The 21,941-nt window shown below is 65.9% G+C and carries 16 protein-coding genes; 9 read left to right on the top strand and 7 right to left on the bottom strand.

Annotation, left to right across the window (positions count from 1 at the left end):
• The first annotated feature begins 17 nt into the window (after positions 1 to 17).
• Complete coding sequence (locus OQ968_RS03550) at positions 18 to 1,283, top strand: Wzz/FepE/Etk N-terminal domain-containing protein (protein WP_324674674.1); 1,266 nt, start codon at positions 18 to 20, stop codon at positions 1,281 to 1,283.
• Here the strand turns inward: OQ968_RS03550 and OQ968_RS03545 are convergent.
• The 3 genes from OQ968_RS03545 to OQ968_RS03535 form a co-directional block, all read right to left on the bottom strand.
• Positions 1,274 to 1,999: an FkbM family methyltransferase gene (locus OQ968_RS03545; protein ID WP_324674672.1), complete on the bottom strand. Its 726-nt coding sequence runs from the start codon at positions 1,997 to 1,999 to the stop codon at positions 1,274 to 1,276. The two genes, OQ968_RS03550 and OQ968_RS03545, sit on opposite strands and share 10 nt — an antisense overlap.
• Entirely contained in the window at positions 1,996 to 3,165 is a 1,170-nt protein-coding gene (locus OQ968_RS03540) for a glycosyltransferase (protein WP_324674670.1), read from the bottom strand. Before OQ968_RS03540 ends, OQ968_RS03545 begins: the two co-directional genes overlap by 4 nt.
• Positions 3,166 to 3,264: 99 nt before the next feature.
• Complete coding sequence (locus tag OQ968_RS03535) at positions 3,265 to 4,092, bottom strand: class I SAM-dependent methyltransferase (RefSeq protein WP_420715813.1); 828 nt, start codon at positions 4,090 to 4,092, stop codon at positions 3,265 to 3,267.
• A gap of 896 nt (positions 4,093 to 4,988) precedes the next feature.
• Between OQ968_RS03535 and OQ968_RS03530 the strand changes: the two genes are divergently transcribed.
• From OQ968_RS03530 to OQ968_RS03515, 4 genes are all read left to right on the top strand, one after another.
• Positions 4,989 to 6,356, top strand: a complete 1,368-nt coding sequence (locus tag OQ968_RS03530) for a PPE family protein (RefSeq protein WP_324674666.1) — start codon at positions 4,989 to 4,991, stop codon at positions 6,354 to 6,356.
• 82 nt (positions 6,357 to 6,438) lie between these two features.
• Positions 6,439 to 7,023 (top strand): dTDP-4-dehydrorhamnose 3,5-epimerase family protein, encoded by a 585-nt coding sequence (locus OQ968_RS03525; protein WP_324674664.1) that lies wholly within the window; start codon positions 6,439 to 6,441, stop codon positions 7,021 to 7,023.
• Positions 7,024 to 7,077: 54 nt separating this feature from the next.
• Positions 7,078 to 8,640: a sugar transferase gene (locus OQ968_RS03520; protein ID WP_324674662.1), complete on the top strand. Its 1,563-nt coding sequence runs from the start codon at positions 7,078 to 7,080 to the stop codon at positions 8,638 to 8,640.
• Positions 8,641 to 12,582: an amino acid adenylation domain-containing protein gene (locus tag OQ968_RS03515; RefSeq protein ID WP_324674660.1), complete on the top strand. Its 3,942-nt coding sequence runs from the start codon at positions 8,641 to 8,643 to the stop codon at positions 12,580 to 12,582.
• Positions 12,583 to 12,611: 29 nt separating this feature from the next.
• Here the strand turns inward: OQ968_RS03515 and OQ968_RS03510 are convergent, their stop codons facing one another.
• Positions 12,612 to 13,496, bottom strand: a complete 885-nt coding sequence (locus OQ968_RS03510; RefSeq protein ID WP_324674658.1) for a class I SAM-dependent methyltransferase — start codon at positions 13,494 to 13,496, stop codon at positions 12,612 to 12,614.
• Between the two features lie 364 nt (positions 13,497 to 13,860).
• Here OQ968_RS03510 and OQ968_RS03505 point away from each other — a divergent pair, with 364 nt between their 5' ends.
• Positions 13,861 to 15,138 (top strand): hypothetical protein, encoded by a 1,278-nt coding sequence (locus tag OQ968_RS03505; protein ID WP_324674656.1) that lies wholly within the window; start codon positions 13,861 to 13,863, stop codon positions 15,136 to 15,138.
• On the opposite strand, the gene OQ968_RS03500 is transcribed toward OQ968_RS03505, so the two are convergent.
• Positions 15,102 to 15,965 carry a TatD family hydrolase gene (locus tag OQ968_RS03500; protein WP_324674654.1) on the bottom strand — a complete coding sequence of 288 codons (864 nt, stop codon included), beginning with the start codon at positions 15,963 to 15,965 and terminating at the stop codon, positions 15,102 to 15,104. The genes OQ968_RS03505 and OQ968_RS03500 overlap by 37 nt on opposite strands.
• A 24-nt stretch (positions 15,966 to 15,989) precedes the next feature.
• Here OQ968_RS03500 and metG point away from each other — a divergent pair, with 24 nt between their 5' ends.
• Complete coding sequence (metG, locus tag OQ968_RS03495) at positions 15,990 to 17,543, top strand: methionine--tRNA ligase (RefSeq protein ID WP_324674652.1); 1,554 nt, start codon at positions 15,990 to 15,992, stop codon at positions 17,541 to 17,543.
• A 163-nt stretch (positions 17,544 to 17,706) separates the two neighbouring features.
• Positions 17,707 to 18,069, top strand: a complete 363-nt coding sequence (locus OQ968_RS03490; protein ID WP_324674650.1) for a PAS domain-containing protein — start codon at positions 17,707 to 17,709, stop codon at positions 18,067 to 18,069.
• 12 nt (positions 18,070 to 18,081) lie between these two features.
• On the opposite strand, the gene OQ968_RS03485 is transcribed toward OQ968_RS03490, so the two are convergent.
• Both OQ968_RS03485 and OQ968_RS03480 read right to left on the bottom strand, forming a co-directional pair.
• The gene (locus OQ968_RS03485; RefSeq protein ID WP_324674648.1) at positions 18,082 to 18,786 is read right to left on the bottom strand and encodes a TetR/AcrR family transcriptional regulator; all 705 of its coding nucleotides are present in this window, start codon (positions 18,784 to 18,786) and stop codon (positions 18,082 to 18,084) included.
• A 102-nt stretch (positions 18,787 to 18,888) separates the two neighbouring features.
• The gene (locus OQ968_RS03480; protein ID WP_324675074.1) at positions 18,889 to 19,566 is read right to left on the bottom strand and encodes a TetR/AcrR family transcriptional regulator; all 678 of its coding nucleotides are present in this window, start codon (positions 19,564 to 19,566) and stop codon (positions 18,889 to 18,891) included.
• Between the two features lie 396 nt (positions 19,567 to 19,962).
• Here OQ968_RS03480 and OQ968_RS03475 point away from each other — a divergent pair, with 396 nt between their 5' ends.
• The gene (locus tag OQ968_RS03475) at positions 19,963 to 21,933 is read left to right on the top strand and encodes a hypothetical protein (protein ID WP_324674646.1); all 1,971 of its coding nucleotides are present in this window, start codon (positions 19,963 to 19,965) and stop codon (positions 21,931 to 21,933) included.
• Positions 21,934 to 21,941: the final 8 nt, after the last annotated feature.

Raw genomic sequence — 21,941 nt, 5'->3', positions numbered from 1 at the left:
GGAGAACGATGGAGTTAGTGACGCGAGGCTGGGTGATCTTCAGGCGGCGTTGGCCAATCCTGCTTGCGTGCCTGGCGATTGCGACGGTCGGTGTGGCGGTTTACAACGTCAGCGCCGGCAAGAACTACGTCGCGTCCACCGAGGTGTTTCTCCGGGCCCCCGACGTGAAGACCTCCGTCACCGCATACCAGGGCGACCTGTTCTCCCGGCAACGCGCGCAAACATACGTCAAGACGTTCCAAAGCGACGAGCTGGCGCAGATGGTGATCGACAAGCTCGGCCTGAAAATGACGCCCCGACAGCTGTCGTCCCGGGTCTCGGCGAGCTACGTGAAAAACACTGTGCTGATGGTCGTTTCGGTCACCGACCCCGACCCGCAGCGCGCGGCGAACATCGCCAACGAATACGGCAATCTGCTGGGCGCCTACATCGCCAAGCTGGAGAACGTCAGCAACGACCCGAATTATCCGCCCCTGATTCAGGTCGTGGCAAAGGCGAACCCCGCCAGCGTCAAGCATTCCGGGTTTCCAACGTGGATGGTCGCGTTCGCGGCGGGCGCCATGGCCCTTTTCGTTGCGGCCGCTTTGATCTGGTTCCTGGAGCATTTCGATACCAAAGTGATCTCCCGACGGCAGGTGGAGGAGATCACCGGAAGCGAGATCATCGGCAAGCTGCCCAAAATCTCGGACGTCAAGGCTCTGCGCAAGTCCGAGAAACTCCGCCAGGCGGCATTGCGGCTCAGCCTGAACGTCGACTCCGTGCTGCAACGACTACCCAAAGCCGGATCGCCGCCCAAGGTCGCCGTCGTGGCCGGCAACCTCGATGATCGGGGCACCATCGCGACGTCGGCGCTCGCGCAGGCGTTCGCCGACCGTCGACGAATGGTAGGCGTCGTCCGTTTCGCCAAACGCAGGCAGCAGCCGGACGCGACCGATCCCGGGACCGTACGCTCCGCGCCCAAGCACGACCAAACCAATCCGGTGACAACCGTGATCAACGTGACGGCAGGGCTGACGCCGGAGAGCGTCGGCCGCGAACTGGAGCAGTTGCGCCCGAGCAACAACGTCGTGTTGATCGACACCCCGCCGTTTCACGAGTCGACCGATGCGCAACTGGCTCTCGGCGCGGCGGACGCCGCGATACTCGTCGTGCGGCCGGTCGCCACCACGACGGCTTCGCTGTCCGAACTGGTCGCCGGGGTCAAGGTGCTCGGCAAGCCCATCCTTGGTGTCGTCGTCAACATGGCGAAGGAGACGGCGACCGTCGACGGGCTCTACCTCTGACGGGTTCGCGACTCAAACAACATGTCCGCCTGGATCTTTCGCCCCCGCTCATCGCTGACGGTGCCGTAGCTGCGGACAAGCTCATAGCCGTGGTCACGGAGCCAGCCGACCAACTCATCGGCCAGCACCTGCCCTTCGTACAGCTCGATGAACGAGGCCTCCGCGCAGACGTAGGCGAACCTGTCGAGCAGCTCCCCGCACGCGCGCAACGCCTCCAGCTCGTAACCCTGGACGTCGAGCTTCAGCAACGCCGGCTCCTCGATGGAGCCGGCGTCGAGAAACTCCGACAGCGGGCCGGTCCGCACCGCCTCGGTGCGGACCTCGCCGGTGCCCCGGAAGACGCTTTCCTGTGTGGCGGTGATGGGCAGCAGGGACGACGAGTCATCGTGACGCGACACGTGCATGGTGGATTGCCCGCTCTCGGGCCCGAGCGCGGCATGGTGCAGCGTGACCCGCGGCTCGTTGGCAAAGACGCGGCGGAACGTTGCGGCGGGCAGCGCCAGCGGCTCGAGCGCGACGATCTTCGCGTCGGGAAATGCGCGCAGGGCGAAAAGCGTGAACTGACCGCGGTTGGCGCCGACATCGACGACGGTACGCAGCTGCAGCCCGCCGAGCGCCTCCTCATGCTCGACGGCCGCCGCCACCCGGTGCCGCAACAGCGCGGCTCGATAGCTCCCCACCCTCAGGATGGCGATGAGTTTCGCCGAGCGCCTCATGCCGCGCCGGCCTTCCCGATCGCCCCGGCTATCGACGTTACGAAACCGAGTGCGGCGCCCCGCGCTTCGAAGTTTTCGAGGAAGCAGGCCCGGGCGCGCCGCCGCATTTCTGCGCGGCCGGCGTCCGACAGGTCCATCCAGCGGTTCAGCAGCGAGGCGGCGCCGGCGACGGTATCGCCGTCGACAAGACCCGCCCCGCAGCGTTCGATCTCGCGCCAGATGTTGACCTTGTCGCTGATGAGGACGGGCAGCCCGCACGCGAGCGCCTCGGCGACGACGACGCCGAAGTTCTCCGAGTGCGACGGCAACACGAACGCGTCGGCAGCCCGGTATGCGCCCCACTTGGCATCGCCGTTCAGCATCCCGGTCCAGGTGATGCGGCCCGTCACTCCACGCGACTCGGCCAGCGCCCGCAGCCCGGCCTCCGATCCCGATTCGTCGGGTCCCGCCACGACCAGGTGCAGGCTCTCGTCGCGATCGCACACCCGCGAGAACGCCTCGATCAGCAGGTCGCACCCCTTCTTCGGATGCAGCCTGCCGAGGAAGAGCAGCAGGCGCTTGTCTCGCAGGTGCGGGTTCGCCGACAGGAAGGCCTCCCGCTGCAGCGCCGGGTTGCCGTGCGGCTCTTCGATTCCCAGGCCGACGATGGCCTCCCGCGCGTGGTACGGCGTGAACGCGGTCCGGGCCAGGCGTCGCTCCTCCTCGCAGGTGTATAGGACGGCCCGGGCGTCGCGAAGCGTACGGTGCTCGAAAAGTCGCCAGTAGAGCGCCTTCTTGGCGTGCTTGCCGGGATAGCGCTCCCTGAACCACGGGTCCAGCGCGCCGTGCACGAAAAGAAAATATGGCACCCCGGCTTTGCGGCACGCCGCGCGCACCGCCTGGCTTTGGTACTGCCAGATACCGTGGACGGTCACGGCGTCGTAGCCGGGCGCATGCCGCTGTAGCCAGGGCCTCAAATGCCTTGTGTACCCGTACTTTCCGAGTCCAGGGCCGAAGGCGCGGGGTGAGCCGGGCAGATCGGTGAGCCACGGCGCGGACGGGGGGTCCAACGTGATCACGTCGACCGAGTGGCCCAGGTCGATGAGGCTGCGGGTGAGTTGATTCACGACGACGCACGGCCCTCCGTAAGCGGGGTCGAGTGTGCCCGCAACCTGGAGCAGGCGCACCGGCGGGATCCTCACCGGCTCCCGTACCGTCGCGACGTGTCGATGACGCCGACGCGGGGTACTGCGATCACATCACTCACAGCGGTGAGGCTATACACCTCAGACCCGCTCTTTGTGTCCCGACGCCACGATGCCGAAAGTGTTGTCCGGAAAGAACTTGGCGCCGATCGCCTGAAGCAACGCCGACTGGGTCGAAAAGTAGCGGTCTATTTCCACGTTGTCGAACCGCTCCCGCAGCAAATCGACGAGCGCCAGCTCATCCACACCCTGCCTGACCACGTGGTATTCGACGACGTCCGACGGTTCGGATTCGTCATATACCCCCCTGAGGCGCCGCCAACGCGTCTTGAGCCCGCGCTTGATCTCCCCTTGTGTCGCGCGCCAGGCGAAATACGACCCCCACGACAAAACTCGCGCCGTCCGGGTCTGGCGCGGATACCACAGCGGGTCCTGGAATGTCACCATGGCACCGCCCGGACGCAGCACCCGGTCGCAAAGGCTGGTGACCGCCTCGATGTAGTCGGGGATGTGGTGAATCACCGAAATCAGCAAGATGACGTCGAATTGCGACCCCACCCGCAGCGGTGCACTGCCGTTGGCGTCATAGATCACCGTCACGTTATGTTGACCCGCGAACTTGTGCTCCAGAAATTCGAAGCTCGCCTTCGACATCTCGGTAACGGTCGGGGTCCCGCCGGCCCCGAGAACGACTTCGGTCACGGAGCCGTGCCCGGCGCCGATCTCCAGCACGGCGCAGGTTCCCCGTCGGCTGACCACCTCGGCGACAACCGACGCGATCTTGGCGTTCAGGCGCTCATGCAGGGCGTCGTGTCGCAGGTGGGGGTTGCTGGCGTAGTCATGACCCTCGCCGTGCGAAATATCCTGAAAACGAAAAACAGCGGCGCGTTGTTTATCGCTCAAGCCCACTTTTCACCTGCTCGCTTTGGTGTAGACGCCAAAACCGCTCCAACTCCTTGTCGCCAGTCGGGTTTCGGCCCCTCATCAAAGGTAGTGTGGCCGCGACCGGAATGATATCCCAGAAGTACGGCGCATCAACCGATTTCGATGCCGAGAGCATGCGGCGGCGATTTCGCGGCGCATTCGGGTTCCCGGGAAGGCGGTGGGCAACCCGCGCCGTTGTGCGGGACGGCTTGGGATTTTGCTGGTCAATCAGATCTTCGCGCCGTTCGTGTGGGAGAAGCCATCAAACCTTCCGTGTTTTCACAAGTCGAATCATGTATTCCCGTGCCTCGGCCGATTTCAGACTCCCCGGGAGTCAGTGCCAGCATCCGTAAGCCACCCAAAAGCGCGGCATGCTTTCTCACATGTATTTCAAAGTTCCCATGCCAAAATAAATCTATAAATGGATGGACCGCGAACTAAAGCATCGCCGGCATCTTCCAATTGCGCTCGGCGATGCGCGGTTATTCTCCACCACCGCGGCCTTCCTGCTCGAACGATCACCGACACGCTTCGCCCGGGTCGGCGCCGGCTTCCTCGAGTCCCCCGGCTGGCCCGCAGTCTGTTCTATGCGGTGTATCCCGTGTGTGAGCATGCGCTCAGCATCAAGTTATACCATATGTCCCTAGTTAGCTTCCAAAACGGTCTAAAAGTATGTATCCTACCCCATAGGGACATGAACGGTATATGAGTCCCGTACACCCAGGTGCCGCACTAACCCCAGCCAGCCTCCGGGTCGGCTTGCTTCCGTAGGAGGAAGGACATGTCGTTCGTGGCCGCGCGGCCAGAGCTGATTGCGTCCGAGGCCTACACCGCTACCGAGGCCGCCGACGCGGTGGCAGCCGGCTGAGGGACGGGTGTCTGTGGCGATCGACTTTGGAGCATTTCCCCCCGAGTTCAACTCCGCGCGGATGTATGCGGGTCCCGGCCCGGGATCGATGGCCGTGGCCGCGGCGCTCTGGGACGAGTTGGCCGCCGACTTGTATTCCGCCGCGAGTGCCTACCGATCGGTGATCACGGGCTTGACCACCCAAGGGTGGATGGGTCCCTCGTCACTCGCCATGGCATCCGCGTTCGGTCCCTATGCGGCCTGGATGGCCGGGGCTGCCGCGCGCGCAGCCGAGACGGCCAGCCAGGCCCGGCTTGCCGTGGAGGTTTGGGAAGCCGCCTTCGCGATGACCGTGCCACCAGTGGAGGTCGCCGCCAACCGGGCTCGACTCGCGGCGCTGGTCGCCACCAACATCTTGGGTCAGAACACCGCGGCGATCGCGGCCACCGAGGCCGAATACGCCGAGATGTGGGCCCTGGACGCCGCGGCGATGTACGGCTATGCCGCGGGGTCGGCAGAGGCCGCGATGCTGACAGGGTTCACCCCAGTGCCCGACGTCGTGAACCCGGCCGGGGTGGAATTGCAGGAGTCCGTGCAGGGAGCCCAGGCCGGCACGTCGACCAGCGCCGGAGCGCAGTCAGCGATCTCACAACTGATGTCCGCGCTGCCCACAACGCTCAACAGCCTCGCGTCACCCCTTGCGGCGCCCCTTACGGACGCGGGCGCCGGTGGGTCGTCCGCGGCCGCCGCGACCGGACTTTTCGGAGGAACGACCGGTTTGAGCAGCATTGCCCAAAGCGTGATCGCCTCGTACGCCGTGCTCCCGGGGTGGGCTGCGATGTTCTTCGGGGGCGACGCGCTGGGGCCCCTGATGAACCCCGATGTCTTCCTGCCCTTCGCGGCTTCCGCGGCGGCCGCCGCACCCGCGGCCGCGGCTTCGACCACCGCCCCGGCCGCGTTGGTGTCGACGTTGGCCGGGACCACGGGCGGTTTGGGTGGTGGTATGGCCGGCCTGGGCCAAGCGGCTGCGGTCGGCGGGCTGTCGGTACCGGCGAACTGGGGCTGGGCCGCGGGAGGTCCGGCGATGCTGGGCGGCATGCCGTTGGCGTCGCCGGTGCTGCCGTTGCCGGGCACCGGTCTTGGCACCGGGCTTGGTGCGCCACTGATGTTCGGTGCGCTGCCGCGGGCCGCGGCGGCGGGCTCAGGCGGTACGGCCGCCGCCAAGTACGGGCCACGCATGAGCGTCGTGGCGCGCCCGCCGGCCGCCGGATACCCGGCGTCCGCGACACCCCTGCCCGCCGCGGGTTATTCGATGCCCGCCGGACTCCCGCCGCCGGCACCCGGATACACGCCCGCAATCGTGTACCTCCCCACCAACGGACATGCGACGGTCCCAGAGTGATGCGAAGGAGGGCGCCCCACAGCACTGCGCCGTCACTGGTTCTCAGCCAAATCGACGAGCGACTGCCTCGGAAGGAGATGCAGTGAAGTACATGCCCACGACCGTCGCCGGGGTAACGGTCATCGACGTCGAACCCGACCGAGACCACCGCGGCTTCGTCTACCAGTCGTTCTGCGCGGCCGAATTCGTCTCCCGCGGCCTGATTCCCGACGTCTCGCAGACGCATGTCTGCTTCAACCACACCCGGGGCACCCTGCGCGGTCTGCGTCGCCAGGCACCGCCACACGCCGTGGCCACACTGGTTCGGTGCACCCGCGGCGCGGTTGCGAGCGTCGCGGTGGACGTCCGCCCCGAGTCGCACACCTATGGCGGCCACGTGATGGTGGAGTTGAGTGCGGACAACCGCCGGGCGCTGTTCCTGCCGCCGGCCGTCGCACACGGCTTCCAGGCGTTGACCGACGACACCGAACTCATCTACCAGGCCAGCGGTCCGTACGAGCCGGCGAGTGAGCAGGGATTCCGCTGGGACGAACCGGAATTCGGCATCGCGTGGCCGTTGCCGGTCACCGTGATCTCCGAACAGGACGCCAGCTGGCCCTACCTGCAACGGCGCCGGCTTGCCCCGACTCGCGCCGAGGATGAGGTCGCCAGGAGCGAGGCATCATGACGCCGCTCGCGGCCGCGTGCCGGCACCGCGGAGAGCAATCGGGATAGGTCGGCCATGGCCCGCGAAGTGCTCTCCCCGGTCGCGCCGAAATACTCTGCGCCTCAGCGCAATCGGCGATCGCACATTCACCGCCGAAACGGCCAGCCGCCCGTCACCGCGCAGTCGGCGCCGGCAGTCCACGCCGGCCCCGCGCGCCGCTGGCAGCACCATTATTCGAGGCTGTTGTTCATCACCGATTCGCTGATCGTATGCGCGTCGGTGATGCTTGCGCAGTACGCCCGGTTCGGTGATTCACCGGGTAGCCCCGATCATCCGCGCCAGTGGATCACATTGTTTTCGGTTGTGTTCATCGCACTGTGGCTGTTGTGCCTGACCGTGTTTCGCACGAGATCGATCCGTGTCATCGGTGACGGTATCGAGGAATATCGGCGCATCGCCAGCGCATCGTTCTGGACTTTCGGCATCATCGCGATGACAACTCTGCTCGCGAAGATCTTCCTGGCCAGAGGCTACTTGGCGGTCGCGCTTCCGGTGGGCACCCTGGGATTGCTGGTGAGCCGCCGCTTGTGGCGCTACTACGTTGCCAACCAACGGGCGCACGGCAGATATCAGACGCGGGTATTGGCGATCGGGGACCTCGCCGCCGTTTCCCAGCTGGCAGAGGAACTGACTCGCAATTCCCGGGGTGGCTACGTCGTCGTCGGGGTCGGAATTCCGGGATACGGGCCACCCCGCGGCCAGAAACTCCTCGTCCACGACAGGGAAATTCCCGTGCTCGGTGACGAGGCGCACGCGCTGGCTGCGATCGATAGTTGTGGGGCGGACACCGTGGCCTTGACCGGAACCGACTGTTTCGGCGTGCGTGGAATCAGACAGCTGATGTGGCAATTGGAAACCCTGGACATCGACCTTGTGGTGGCCCACGGGGTGATGGACGTCGCCGAAGCCCGGCTGGCCTTGCGACCGGTCGCCGGGTTCCCGATGCTTCACGTCGAAAAGCCGCAATACCGAGAGGCTCAATCCTTCCAGAAGCGTGCCCTCGACATCTGTTTCGCGCTGACCGCACTTATCGTTGCCTCGCCCTTCCTCTTTGCCGCGGCGATCGCGATCAAGCTGACGAGTAAAGGGCCTGTCTTCTACCGAGCCGAACGCATCGGAATCGATGGCAAGCCGTTCATGATGCTCAAATTGCGGACGATGGTCGACGGCGCCGACGAACAGGTCGAGCACCTGCTACCCCTGAACGGGAGCGCTGGTGGTGTGCTCTTCAAAATTCGGCAGGACCCCCGGGTCACACGCGTGGGCCGGATACTCCGGAGATTCAGCATCGATGAGTTCCCCCAATTCATCAACGTGCTCAAGCAGGACATGAGCGTCGTCGGACCGCGGCCCCCGCTGAGGCGAGAAGTGGACAAGTACGACGGCGATGTGAGGCGACGGCTGCTCGTCAAGCCGGGCGTCACCGGGCTGTGGCAGGTGAGCGGTCGTTCGGATCTGTCGTGGGAGGAATCGGTACGGCTGGACTTGTCGTACGTGGAGAACTGGTCGATGGCCGGTGACCTCATCATCATCGCCAAGACCGTCAAGGCGGTCCTGACCAGGCGAGGAGCGTACTGAGTGGGCGTCGACAGCGGCGTGGCCAGTGCGCGCTCGGTGACCGAGACGCGTTCCGGCAGTTCAGGATCCGCGTCGGAGCTGTTGCCGCTGTCGGTATCGCAGACCGGGCTGTGGTATGTGAGCCAACTCGCGCCGGACTCACCGGCGTACAACGAGTTGATCGTGATCCGCAAAACCGGTCCGCTGGCGGTGGAAGCACTGCGCCGGGCGCTTACCGAGGTTGTGGCGAGACATGCGGCGTTGCGCACCTCCTTTAGGACCGTCGACGGCATGCCCTATCAATTCGTCCGGGAGCCCGCCGATGTCGATCTGCCCCTCACAGATCTGTCAGACCTGGGTCCCGACCGCGCCGTTGCTCGTGCAACCGAGATCGCCGCCGCCGACACGATGCGTCGTTACGACCTTGCCGACGTAGCGTTGATACGTGCGCGGCTGATTCGCATCACCGATCAGGACCATCGCCTCTACCTGGGCCTGCACCATCTGGTGTGCGACGGTACAACGCTGAACCGCGTCGTATTCCCCGAGCTGATAGCGCTATACCGCAACTACGCCACAGGCGCGTCCTCGTCGCTGCCCGACCCGGAGGCGCAGTACGCCGACTACACGATGTGGGAACTCGATTGGGTTCGCGGACCCGAGGTGGCCAACCGAATTGCTCACTGGCGCGAGCGTCTTGACGGCAGCGCGGCCACCCAGCTGCCGCTGGACCACCCGCGACCGCTGCGTCAGAGTCTTTCCGGCGGGACGATCCCGCTCACGATTGACAGCAGCACCGTTTCCGGGCTACGCCGGGTGGCTGAACCCGCGGGAGGCACCCTTTTCCACGCACTGGCCGCCGCGTACGCGTGGTGGCTTCATCTTTACGGCGAGTCCGCCGACGTCGTCTTCGGCACCACGGACGACCTGCGCCGCTGCGACGGCCTGCCGGGGGTGGCCGGATACTGCGTCACGCCGGTGGTCCTGCGATGTGGCGTGTCGGGCGACGAGTCCTTCACCACATTGGTAGGCCGAATGCGTGGCGTGGTCTCCGAGGCGCTCGGCGAGCTGGTGCCGTTCGACACCCTGGTGGCCGACCTGGGTCTGCCCCGAGATCCGCGCAGCAATCCCCTGTTTCAAGCAACGTTGGAACTTCAGTCGTCGCTGACGCCGGCAGCCGAGGATTGGTCACTGCACGTGATGGCACCCGACGTGGGCGACGCGGTGGCATCGGCGAAGTTCGACATCAGCATCCAGCTCGACGAGCGGCCGGAGGGGCACGTCGAGGGAGGGTTCGTCTTCAGCACGGATTTGTTCCACCGTGCGACAGCAGAGGAGATGGCCATCCACTGGTGCCGGTTGCTCGACGTTGTCGCGGCGGCACCCGGCATACCGATGGCCGAACATGACTTGGTAACCCCGGATGAGCGGCAGCGACAGCTCGGCTGGAATCGGACTACCCCGCAAGGCAATCCACCGCAATCCATACACGACGTCATCAGCGTGCAGGTCGAACGCGCACCCGACGCGCCGGCCGTGCGGGTCGGCCAAACGACCCTCACCTACCGCCAACTGGACGACCGCGCGACGGTCATCGCATCGGAATTGATTCGGGCGGGTGCCGCGCCCGGCACGGTGGTGGCCTTACTGCTGGACCGCACACCCGACCTGGTGGCGGCCATCTTGGGAGTTCTCAAATCCGGTGCGGCGTTTCTGCCGCTGGATCCCCGTCAGCCGACCTCCCGGAACAGGTTCTGTATCAACGACACTGGCGCCAGCATCGTGCTTACCGACCGCGAGCTGCCGACCGGCGGAGAGACCGTCGTGGCCACCGTTATCGACCTCCGCGATGTGGGGCCGGGCGAACCCCGCGGTGATGCGCTGTCACGCACCGTGTCTCCGGTGGACCTGGCCTACGTGATCTATACGTCCGGCTCCACCGGTCGCCCGAAGCCGGCGCTCATCGAGCATCGCGGCGTCACGAACCTCATGTGCACCATGTTTCGTCAGTTCGGTGTCACCTCCTCCGATACCGTGCTGTCGGTTGCCTCCATCGCCTTCGACATGGCGCTCGGCGACATCTTCTGCGCGTTGGCGTGTGGAGCACGCGTGGTGCTTGCCACGGCCATGGAGGCGATGGACCCGGCCGCGCTGATCCGGCTGATGGCGGATGCCCGCGCGACCTACATGATGGCCACGCCGGCCACCTGGACGGCGCTCATCGCCGCCGGGTGGAGCGGAGATCGGAACCTCACCGCAGTGCCCGCCGGCGAAGCGCTGACGGATACGCTTGCCGCCGCACTACTGCAGCGGTGCCGGGCGGTCTGGAACGCCTACGGCCCCAGCGAAACCACGGTCGTCACCAACGTCGTGCGTCTGGCCCCGGGGGACACCGTCACGGTGGGCAGGGCCTTGCCGAACGTCCGGGTGTACATCACCGATCCCCGCGGGCGACTCCAACCGATCGGCGTTCCCGGGGAAATCGTCATAGGTGGCGTCTCGGTGGGTCGCGGCTACCTCGATCGCCCCGAGTATGCGCATCGGTTCGCAGACGATCCGTTCCATGCCGGTGGACGTATATACCGGACCGGCGACCGGGGCAGGTTCTTGCCCGACGGCCGCATACAACACCTGGGGCGCTACGACGAACAGCTCAAGATACGCGGCTTCCGCATCGAGCCGGGCGAGATCGAGTCCGCCCTGTGCGAGCACCCAGAGGTGAGCGGCTGCGCGGTGGTCGCTCGCGAGACACCCAGCGGCGAACAGCAGTTGGTCGCGTATGTCATCGACAGTTCCGGATGCCCGGGTGACGCACAAGCACGCGATTGGCTGCGCCGCCGCCTGCCCGAGTACATGGTTCCCAACGCATTCGTACGTCTGAGCGCACTGCCCACGAACGCCAGTGGAAAGCTCGACAGGGCCGCCTTGCCGGCGCCCTCGGCGCCGGGAACCCACCTCGTCGGCGCTCGGCCTCCGCGCACCGACACGGAAAGGCGCGTCGCCGGGTTGTGGGCTGAGCTGCTGGTCATGCCGGTGACCGACGTCGAGGCCGACTTCTTCGACATGGGCGGTCATTCGCTGTTGGCGGCGCGACTGATCTCCGAAGTCGAGCGGGCATTTGGTGTCGAGCTGTCGCTTGCCGCGTTCCTCGACTATGGCAGGACCGTTGCGCAACTTGCGGAACTACTCGACGCGGACGGCCGGGTCGGGAGCGACGAAGCCGCCACCCGCGCACCGCTGCATTTCATCTTCTCCGGTCTTTCGTCGGCGATGAGCCTGCGACACTTCACGGCTCAGTGGGGCGCCGCGCAGCCGGTACACGCGTTGGTCCCCGAACAGCCGGGTGGCCTATTCGACCGATCCATGACCATCGAGCAGCATGCCACCCAGGCCCTTTCGGCGATCCGCAGCCGGCAGCCGGACGGTCCGCTCGCGCTCGTCGGCTACTCGTTCGGCGGGCTCGTGGCCTACGAGATCGCCCGGCAGGCCGTCGACGCCGGCCAGCAAGTCGAGTGGCTGGGCGTTCTCGATATGCCGGCACCATCGATGGAGAAGCACCTGCGGGCGGAGATGACGCTGCGATGGCGGCTTCGCCGGTTGCGCCGACGTCCGGCACGAGAGCGGTGGGCCAAGTACCGCGAGGTCGCGCTCCGGGTGCTTCGCGGCGGCCCGCTGTGGCCGGAGAACGACTTCGATTATCGCGGCGCCGCGGAGATCATATTCCGCTATCAGCAAGCCGGGCACGAGGTGCCGATGCACCTGTTCGTGAGCGAGGTAACGGCGGAGGCTGCGGAAGCAGATCTGTTGGGCTGGGACGAATTTCACAAGGGGCCGCTGACCGCCCATCGTATTGCCGGTGACCACACGGCGGCGCTCGATCCGCCGGAGGTCCAGCGGGTTGCAAGGATGATGCTCGACTCGCTTCGCGCAGCGAGGGCATCGAGACATTCAGATCCGTTGTAGTCCAGCGGAATTCACCAGCCGGTGGCCAACTAGTCCACGAGCTCAGCGCGCATGCCGAAGGTTGTCACCACAATCCGCCGGTCTACCCCTTCGCGAGCACTCACGCGGGGATTTTTTCTATCCTGCCAGATGATCACGGTATCGGAAGAGTCTGGGCCGGTTCCTATTTCCGCCGGGTCGTATGGAAGTGATTCGGCGTAGATCCGGCTCAGCATCGAGGAGCCGTCGAAAATGTGGCCGCACACCGGGTTGATGTAGACAACGTAAATGCTGCTGTCTCGCTCCTGCAGCGCGGCCTCGATCTTGTTCAGAAGCTGTGTGATCAGAACCTTTTCGAAGGGATTGAACAAGAATATGACGAGATTGCCCGGTGGAAGCGCATAGTCCAGAACGTCCCCTTCGACAACGGATATCGGCGTTCGCTGCGGGTGGTTCCGGCGCACCACCAGAGCATTCTCACTGGCAACCTCGGCGAGCTCGGGCGATATTTCCACGCCGACGATCGACCCGAACGGAAACTCGGACGCCACCACCAAAGCACGCCCTTTTCCGCAACCCAGGTCGACGAAAGTTGTTCCACTATCAACGGGGAGAATGTTCAAGGCCCGGCGAAGGATGCTTGGCTGCACACCGAGATAGCCGACGCGACCGGTGGTCGCTTTCAGGGGATAGCCCAGCCGGAGAACGGATCCGGGCAGCACGCCGCTGGTTTTTATTGCGTACTCGTTGTCAAATGGGTGGGCGGGAGCCAGACGCATGAATCTTTTCGATCTTTGATCGTAGTACTCGAAAAGTGCCCGGCGGATCGGCTCGAACCGGGAGGCGATTTCGAGACTACGGCCAACCAATCTGGTGCCACGACGAACCCAGGTGGGCCTCACATTCGCCCCGCCGACGGAACGATTCTTCTGCATACAACGCCCTCACATCGCGGCGATTCGGTCGCGTTGGAAGAACCCTAGCAAGAAGGCGGCAGGGGCGAGATTTTTGCGTACCGACCGCGTCACCGTGATGGAGCGCAATAAGGCGGGACGGCGGTCCCGGGTGACGCTACGATGAGGCGGTGCTGAAAGTACCGCCTCGGCACCGGGGCCGATGAACCGATGAATATGCGGCTCGCGGCGCGGATTGTCATCGCGCTCGTGGTAACGATGTTAGCCGCACTGGCACTGTATTTCGTTTTCCTCCGGGGTGAGCGCCCGGCTCAAGGTGACGTGAATGATCCCATCGGATCTTCCTCGGTTTCGGCGGTTGAAGGTTCCCAGTGAATGAGACGCCGTGAACGGCAGGACACGCGTCTGGTCTGCGGTGGTCGACCAAGTCTTCTCCAGCGCCAGCAACGGAATCTTCACATTCGCCGTCGCGGTGGCGTCCAGCACGCGATCGTTCGGCGAAATCGTTCTGATGATCACGGCACTCACCGCCCTTTTGGGAGCTCAGCGCGGCGCCGTCGGAACCCCACTGCTGCTCAAATCCGATCAAACGACCGTGCAAATACGCCGCGAGGGTTCCCACGCGCTGCTCGCCGGCCTGGTGGTCGGCTGCGTCGTCCTGGGCGTGATGGTGGTCTTCGGATACGCACTCGGCTTGCCGGCGGTGTTGCTGGCCGTCGCCGCGCCGATTGTGTTGTGCCAAGACATCTTGCGGTATGTCGCGATCTCCGATGGCAGGCCGCAAGTCGCGGCCACGTGGGACGGCGTCTGGTTCCTCGGAACGGTTCTGTTGCTCGTTTCGGCGTGGCTGAGGCTTTCGACCGTGCCGTGGCTGATCGGGGGGTGGGCGGGCCTCGGCCTGATCGCCCTCATCGGGATGGCGGCGGATCTTCGGATGCTGCCCCGACTCGACGGCTTCGGGCGGTGGCTACGGGCCGGCTGGCAGCACCGCGTCAGATACGGCATCGACGCGGGCCTCGAGCAAACCAACCTGTTCCTGGTCCTCGGAATGGTGACGGCGGTACTGAGTCCGGCGGCCACGGCGGCGCTTCGCGGCGCGACGCTGCTCTTGGCGCCCATCGGGATTCTGGTCGGCGCCCTGCAGCTGGTCGTCATTTCCGAAGCCACCCGCAACACCGCACAGCCCCGGACGGTCTGGTACGCCTCACTGCGATGGTTCGCCGGCGTCGCAGCATTGGCCGTGGCCGGCGGTGTGGTGCTGTATTCATTGCCCGGCCGCGTGGGGGGCTACGTCTTGGGCCAGTCATTCGGACCGGCCCAGCATGTCCTTCCCATCATCGTGATCGAGTACTGCGCAAGCGTGGTCGCGTTCGCGTTGTGCATCTTCCTCAAGACGTTCAATCGGAGTCTGGACGTGTTGCGGTTCAAAATCGCGTGGATGACGGTGACGCTCGTGACGTGCACCGGCGCCGCCTTGCTGTTCCGCAGCGCAAGCGGCGTGGCCGTCGGCCTGGCGGTGGGATCGATACTGGTGACCTCCCTGGGGCTGGCCTACTACGCACCGTGGGAGGCGCGCACCCGCGCGTCGTCCGTGGACATCACGGCGGGCGCCAAAGACCTTGGCGCTCAAGGTGATTGCGAATCCACCGACTCCAGCTTGTAGACGCGCCGAGCGTTGCTCGTGGTGATGTGCGCGACGTCCTCCGGCTGACGATCCAGAAGTTCGGCCACCGCGCGCACGGTGTACGGAAGGCAGTACGGCTCGTTGGCCATGCCCCGATACGGGTGCGGCGTCAGAAACGGCGCGTCGGTTTCCACCAGCAGCTGCTCCGGCGGTATCAATGGCACGGCCTCGCGCAGGGCGTGTGCGTTGCGAAAGCTCACCGTCCCGGACAGGCTGAGCAACCACCCGGCGTCCACGCACCGGCGAGCCATCGCGCTGTCCGACGAAAAGCAGTGGAAGATCACGGCGTCGGGCGCCCCCTCGGCGGCCAGCACGTCGAGCACCTCGGCGTCGGCATCGCGGTTGTGGATCATGAGCGGTTTCCCGCAGCGCTTGGCCAGGTCGATGTGCCAGGCGAATGCCTCGCGCTGGACCTCGGGTCGGGCGCACCCGTCCAGGCGCCCGGGCCAGTACAGGTCCATGCCCGTCTCGCCGACGGCCACCACCCTGGGGCGGACTGCCAGTCGCTCGATTTCGGCTCGCGCGGAGTCGTCCAGCGCGTCGGCGCGGGTGGGGTGCAGCGCCACCGCCGCGTACACCCGCCGATCCCACTCGACGGCCCGCGTCACCCAGCGCGCCGAGTCCAGATCGTCGGCGATGGTGACCATCGCGACCACCCCGACCGCCGCGGCGCGTTCCGCGATGGCGCGCACGCCGTCGGCGTCATCGGCGCCGCACGCGTCGAGGTGGGTATGGGCATCGACCAGGGGCGCCAACGGCTCCGGGGCGGGCGGCGCTTCTCGTTCACCAGATCGGTAGGAGCTCACGCGGACACAATAGGGTGGTTCTCGATGAGGCCCTACTACGTCACCACCGCGATCACGTACCCCAATGCCGCACCGCACCTGGGGCACGCCTACGAGTACATCGCCACCGACGCGATTGCCCGGTTCAAGCGGCTGGACGGCTTCGATGTGCGCTTCCTGACCGGCACCGACGAGCACGGCCTCAAGGTCGCCCAGGCCGCGGCGGCCGAGGGGCTGCCCACCGCCGAACTGGCCCGGCGCAACTCCGACGTGTTCCAGCGGTTGCAGGAGAGGTTGAACATCTCCTTCGACAGGTTCATCCGCACCACCGACGCCGACCACCACGAGGCCTCCAAGGAAATCTGGCGGCGGATGTCGGCGGCCGGCGACATCTACCTCGACGCCTACTCCGGCTGGTACTCGGTGCGCGACGAGCGGTTCTTCGTCGAATCGGAAACCAGGCTCCTCGACGACGGGACCCGCGTCGCCGTCGAGACCGGCGCCCCGGTGACGTGGACCGAGGAGCAGACGTACTTCTTCCGGCTCTCCGCGTATGCCGACAAGCTGCTGGCCCACTACGAGGCCAACCCGGACTTCATCGCGCCCGAGGTGCGGCGCAACGAGGTCGTCAGCTTCGTGTCGGGGGGCCTGCGCGACCTGTCCATCTCGCGCACCTCGTTCGACTGGGGGGTGCAGGTGCCCGGGCACCCCGATCACGTGATGTACGTCTGGGTCGACGCGCTGACCAACTACCTGACCGGGGCCGGCTACCCCGACACCGACTCCGAGTTGTTCCGGCGCTACTGGCCGGCCGACCTGCACATGATCGGCAAGGACATCATCCGGTTCCACACCGTGTACTGGCCCGCGTTTTTGATGTCGGCCGGAATCGAGCTGCCCCGAAGGGTTTTCGCGCACGGGTTCCTGCTCAACCGCGGCGAGAAGATGAGCAAGTCGGTGGGCAACATCGTCGACCCGGTGGCCCTGGTCGACACGTTCGGCGTGGATCAGGTGCGCTATTTCCTGCTGCGGGAGGTTCCCTTCGGCCAGGACGGCAGCTACAGCGAGGAAGCCATCGTCACCCGGATCAACGCCGATCTGGCCAACGAGCTCGGCAACCTGGCCCAGCGGTCGCTGTCGATGGTGGCCAAGAACCTGGGCGGTGTGGTGCCGGAACCCGGCGAGTTCACCGCCGCCGACACCGAACTGCTGAAGACGGCCGCGGGTCTGCTGGATCGGGTGCGCGCGAGCTTCGACGCCCAGGCGATGCACCTGGCCCTCGAGGCGATTTGGCTGATGCTCGGCGAGGCGAACAAGTACTTTTCGGCCCAGCAGCCGTGGGTGCTGCGCAAGAGCGAGTCCGACGCCGATCAGGTGCGGTTCCGGACCGTCCTCTACACCACCTGCGAGGCGGTCCGCGTCGCGGCGCTGCTCGTGCAAGCCGTCATGCCCGAATCGGCCAACAAGCTGCTGGACTTGCTGGGCCAGGGCGAAGACCGGCGGGCATTCGCCGCCGTCGACGCGCGGCTGGTCCCCGGCACGGTGCTGCCGGCGCCGACGGGTGTGTTCCCCCGTTACCAGCCTTCCGAAGTCGAGTGAGCGGAACGCAGTGCCGGGAACGAGACGAGCATCCAGCACCGACGTCGAGTGATCATGCGAATGAATTGCGAATGCATTGGGAGAAAGCTCCCCACACAGCCACTGCTACGGCCATAATCTGCGCGTGGACCGACGACGTAATCGGCAACAGGACCAATCACCGATGGCCACGTTGCAGGAACTGCCGGCGTCGCTCGTGCTGGAGCGGATCCCGGTTCCCGTGCTGGCCGTCGCGCACGACGGCAGCATCATCTTCACCAACACCGCATTTGCGGAGATGGTGGGCTACGAGCCGGACGAGGTCTTGTCGCTGGGCTTCCACCAAATCTTCAGCCAGGCCCAGACCGCGGAGTCCCCACTGTCGCTCGTCCACGCCCTGGCGAACGAGGTCGTCGAACTGGTGCACAAGGACGGCTCCGTCGTGCGCGCTCTGATGAGCAAGTCCGCGATGAAGCGGGCGGACGATCAATTTGCCCTCGCCACGTTCCAGGACCTGACCGAGCAGTTGTGGCAGGACGAGCGCTAAAAGCGCGGGCACCTAGCGGGTCGCCGGCTCGACCGTGGCGTCGTCGCGAGCAACCGCGACCTTCGCATGGCGCAGCGCTTCGCGGTGCAGGAATTGCTGGAAATATGACAACGACGCTTCCACCGCGATGCCGGGCAGCAGCAGTTCCCAGATCTGTGTCAACCGGCCGGTGAGCCCGCCGCCCGCAGCCACGTCATTGCCGGACTTCGCGTTGAACACCAACCGCGTTCCGAACATGGCGCCGATTATCGACTCACTGACCATTTCCGGATCGACGTGCTCCCGCAGATCTCCTTCGGTGATTGCCCGCCGGGCCTCGGCCGCCACCTGGTTCACCAAGTTTGCGTAGAAGCCGGAAGCCGTTTCATTGAACCCGCTCAGGGCGGCGGCCAGTTGCTCGGCCGCGGCGGCCGTCTTGTCCGAGCCGAGCACGTTCGCCACCGCCAGCGTTCCATGGATCATGTTCTCGAGCGCCGGCGAACCCGGTCTGCACACATTGCGAAAGGCCCCGAGGAGCGTGCCGGAGCCTTCTTCGATGATCGCGGACGCCAGCGGTTCCTTCGCATCGAAGTGGTGGTACAGGGCGCCCTTCGTCATGCCCGTGCGCTCGACGATCGTGCCCCACCCGGCGGCGGTGTACCCGACCTCCATGAACACGTCGATCGCGGCGTCGAGAATCTTTCGCCGGGTCAGCTCGGATCGAACCTGGCGCGCCACCGCTGTACCTCCGGAATTTGGACCGGCCTACACGCCGAACCTCGGTGCCCTACATCCTCCCCCGGTCAGCGGGTCAAGCGTAAGCGAACCGCCCTAACGGGGTTAGTCGTGAGTTGCGCCGGCGGTCGTGGCGCTGTTCGCAAGTGCTGCGCGCCGGCCGATGAATTGCCGGAAGTAATCGATTCGGTCCGGTCGCAGGATCCCGGGCAGCAGCAGGGCCCAACTCTTCTCCAGATCGTGGAGAAACCGCTCCGGTTCGTCCAGGTTGCTGGTATGCCGCAACCCCAGGTAGAGCGACACGATGAGGCGCCCGACATCCTCCGGATCGCACCCTTCGTCGACATCACCGTCGGCAATCGCGTCCTGCACCACGCGGGCGAAGGTTTGGATCCACCCGCCCAACAGCGTCGCGTGCAGGTCTTCCACCCGCCCGATCGCCTCCACCAGGTGCAGCGATGCCCTGGTCACGTCCTGCGTGATGTCCTCAACGGCCAGCCAGAAGACGAGGTCCACGAGGGTTTCCAGGCCCGAAAGCTCGCGGGCGAACAGGTCTGCGAACGCGGCGGTACCGGTGGCGATCTGTTCTTCGATGACCGCGATCGCCAGGGCGTGCTTCGACCGGAAGTGGAAATACATGGCGCCCTTGGTCAATTCGGCCTCGGCGAGGATGTCGTCGAGGCCGACCTCGTGGTAGGCGCGGCGCGCAAACTGGTGCGCGGCGGCGCGCAGAATCTGTCTCCGAGTGGTGTCCGCTCGGCTGCCGGTCGGACGTTCGGTCATCGCACCCGCAAGGCTGGTTTGTGTAGCGCCGGAACGGGGACGGCTGCGCCGACGTGCGCATGGTGTTTCACGTTCGCGATGCCTTCCTCGGAAAACGCCCCCATCTGCAGGCCGCCGGTCCCAGTAGCCACCGGTTGGCATTCATCGGACGGCATGGGAGCGGCGCTTCGAATGTAGTTTAGGTGCCTTCGTTCGGCGGGCGGAGTTTCAAGGCCTTACCGGGCCGATTGTCCCAACATACTTAGATACCTTATATCGGCGGTAACCGCTCTCATCATACAAAAAGTATGTATGATCCCTCCATGCTAGCGGTGGAACATCGCCCTGCGATGGCCGGGACCCTCTCGGCCGTTGGCGCCTCGAGCCCGGTGGCGGCCAGCTGAAGTTGTTCCGGTGATGCATGGGAGATGTGTGCGCGGCATCGTTGCGCTGATCGGTGTGTTCGCAATCTTGACCGCGAGCGCCCCGCCGTCGTGGGGTACGCCCGACGAGCCGGGCACCCCGACTGACTCGATGACCCTGCCGTTAACCGACCTGGGGTCCGGTTCGATCCTGACCTTCTGGGGCCAAGAAGGCTGGGTGCCGCTGACGCTGCCGGTTCCGCGCGGGCTGGCACCGGCCGCTCTGAACGCGACCGTCCAACCGCCCTTCAATCTGCGGTCGGGAGTGATGGTCGTCACACAGGGCGACCGCACGATCGCGAAGGTGGACCTGCCCACCACCGACGGAGCGCCAATCGTCCTCCCGCTGGGCGCGGCGGAAGTGACCAACGGCTACCTGGCCTTGACATTGCGTTCCTATCTGCAGCAGGCAGAGGGCAACAACTGGTGCGACCACGGGAGCCCGCTGCGCTTGTTCGACGCGGCGGTCAGGTTCACCGGGGTCGAACAGCCGCCCGACACGGTGGCCCACTTCCTGCCGCCAATGCTGCGGAAGCTGACCATATTTCTGCCGCAATCGCCGTCGACGGTGGAGTCCGACACGGCGGTTCAACTGGCGGCCTCCGCGGCCACGCACTACAGCTCACAGTTGCCCGAGATTGCCGTGGTCCCGCTGACCGAAGGGCAGGTGGCGCCGCCGTCGCCGCCGGGACCGCTGGAACGCCAGATCCTCGTCAAAGAGGGACCGAGCAACGGGCTTTCCATCCAAGGCACGACGCACCCCTGGCTGCTGATCTCGGGACCGCTGCGGCGAACCGACGAATCGGACGCGGCCGTGCTGTTCAACAACGACCTGTCCCAGCTGGCGCTCGCCCCCAAGGCTGTCGTGGGATCGCTGCAGCCCAGCGTCCGACTGCCCGGCGACACCACCACGCTGCGCGAACTGGGGCAGCCCGACTTGACGTCCGCCACGCTGCAGCCCCGGGTATCGATCACGTTGAACCAGACCGGGTTTGGCAGATCCATCCACGCTGTGCGGGTGCATCTGCAGGGGTCCTACACCCCCACGCCGGCCAATATGGGCGGCCAGATCACGGCAGCGATCGGATCGGAGACCATCGACCAGTGGCCCACCGACGGCCGCGGCCTCATCGACCGCTGGATCGACGTCCCGGATCGGCTGCTGGGGCGATACACCCGTCTCGATGTGACGCTCACCGTTTCGGGGAACTATGGGCCGTGCGGGGACTACACCGCCCTCGGGCCCGGGGACCGGCTCCTCACGTTGACCATCAACGGCGACAGCGCGGTGCAGAGCAGCCCCGCCAAACCGCCGGTGCCCGCGGGCCTGCTGTCGGTGCCCCAAACACTGCTGCCCCGGGTCCTGGTGGGCATCGAGCCCCGCTCGTTCAGTGACACCGCGCGCGCCGTCGCGATCATGGTGGGCCTGCAGCGAATGAGCGCGATACCGATCGAGACCGCCGTGACGAGCGTGCAACAAGCGATCGATTCGCCAAGCCCCGCGATACTGATCGCCGCCAATGGGTGGAATCACCCCGACATCGTGCTTCCGGTGTCCGCGGGATCCACCGGGCCCATCACCGTCAACGCCCTTGGGCCGGAGGGCAAACCCACCACTCTCGCATTGGACCCGCCGGTGCCGTTCGCTTCCCTTCAAACGGTGTTGAACCGCGGCCGAACGCTGTTGATCGCGACGTCCACCGGGGCACCCGGGCAGCTCGACGAGCTTCTCCGACGGCTCAACCACGATGCCGCGGGCTGGCAAAGCCTCAAAGGCGCGGCGATCATATCCATGCCCGGACAGGATCCGGTGACCGTAGACAACCCGGCCAATCCGGCCCCACCGACCGAGCGTTCGGCGAGCTGGGGATGGCTGTGGTGGCTGGGCGCGGGGTGGCTTGCCGTGGCCGTCGTCGGCGCAGCGGTCATCCTAGTGCGCAGCCGGCGCGGATCGCACCGCGGCTGACGCGCGCG

Origin of the sequence: Mycobacterium sp. 663a-19, assembly GCF_035616495.1 — a bacterium.
GTDB lineage: Bacteria > Actinomycetota > Actinomycetes > Mycobacteriales > Mycobacteriaceae > Mycobacterium.
The sequence above is the reverse complement of the archived record's forward strand: the minus strand, read 5'-3'. Positions and strand labels throughout refer to the sequence as shown.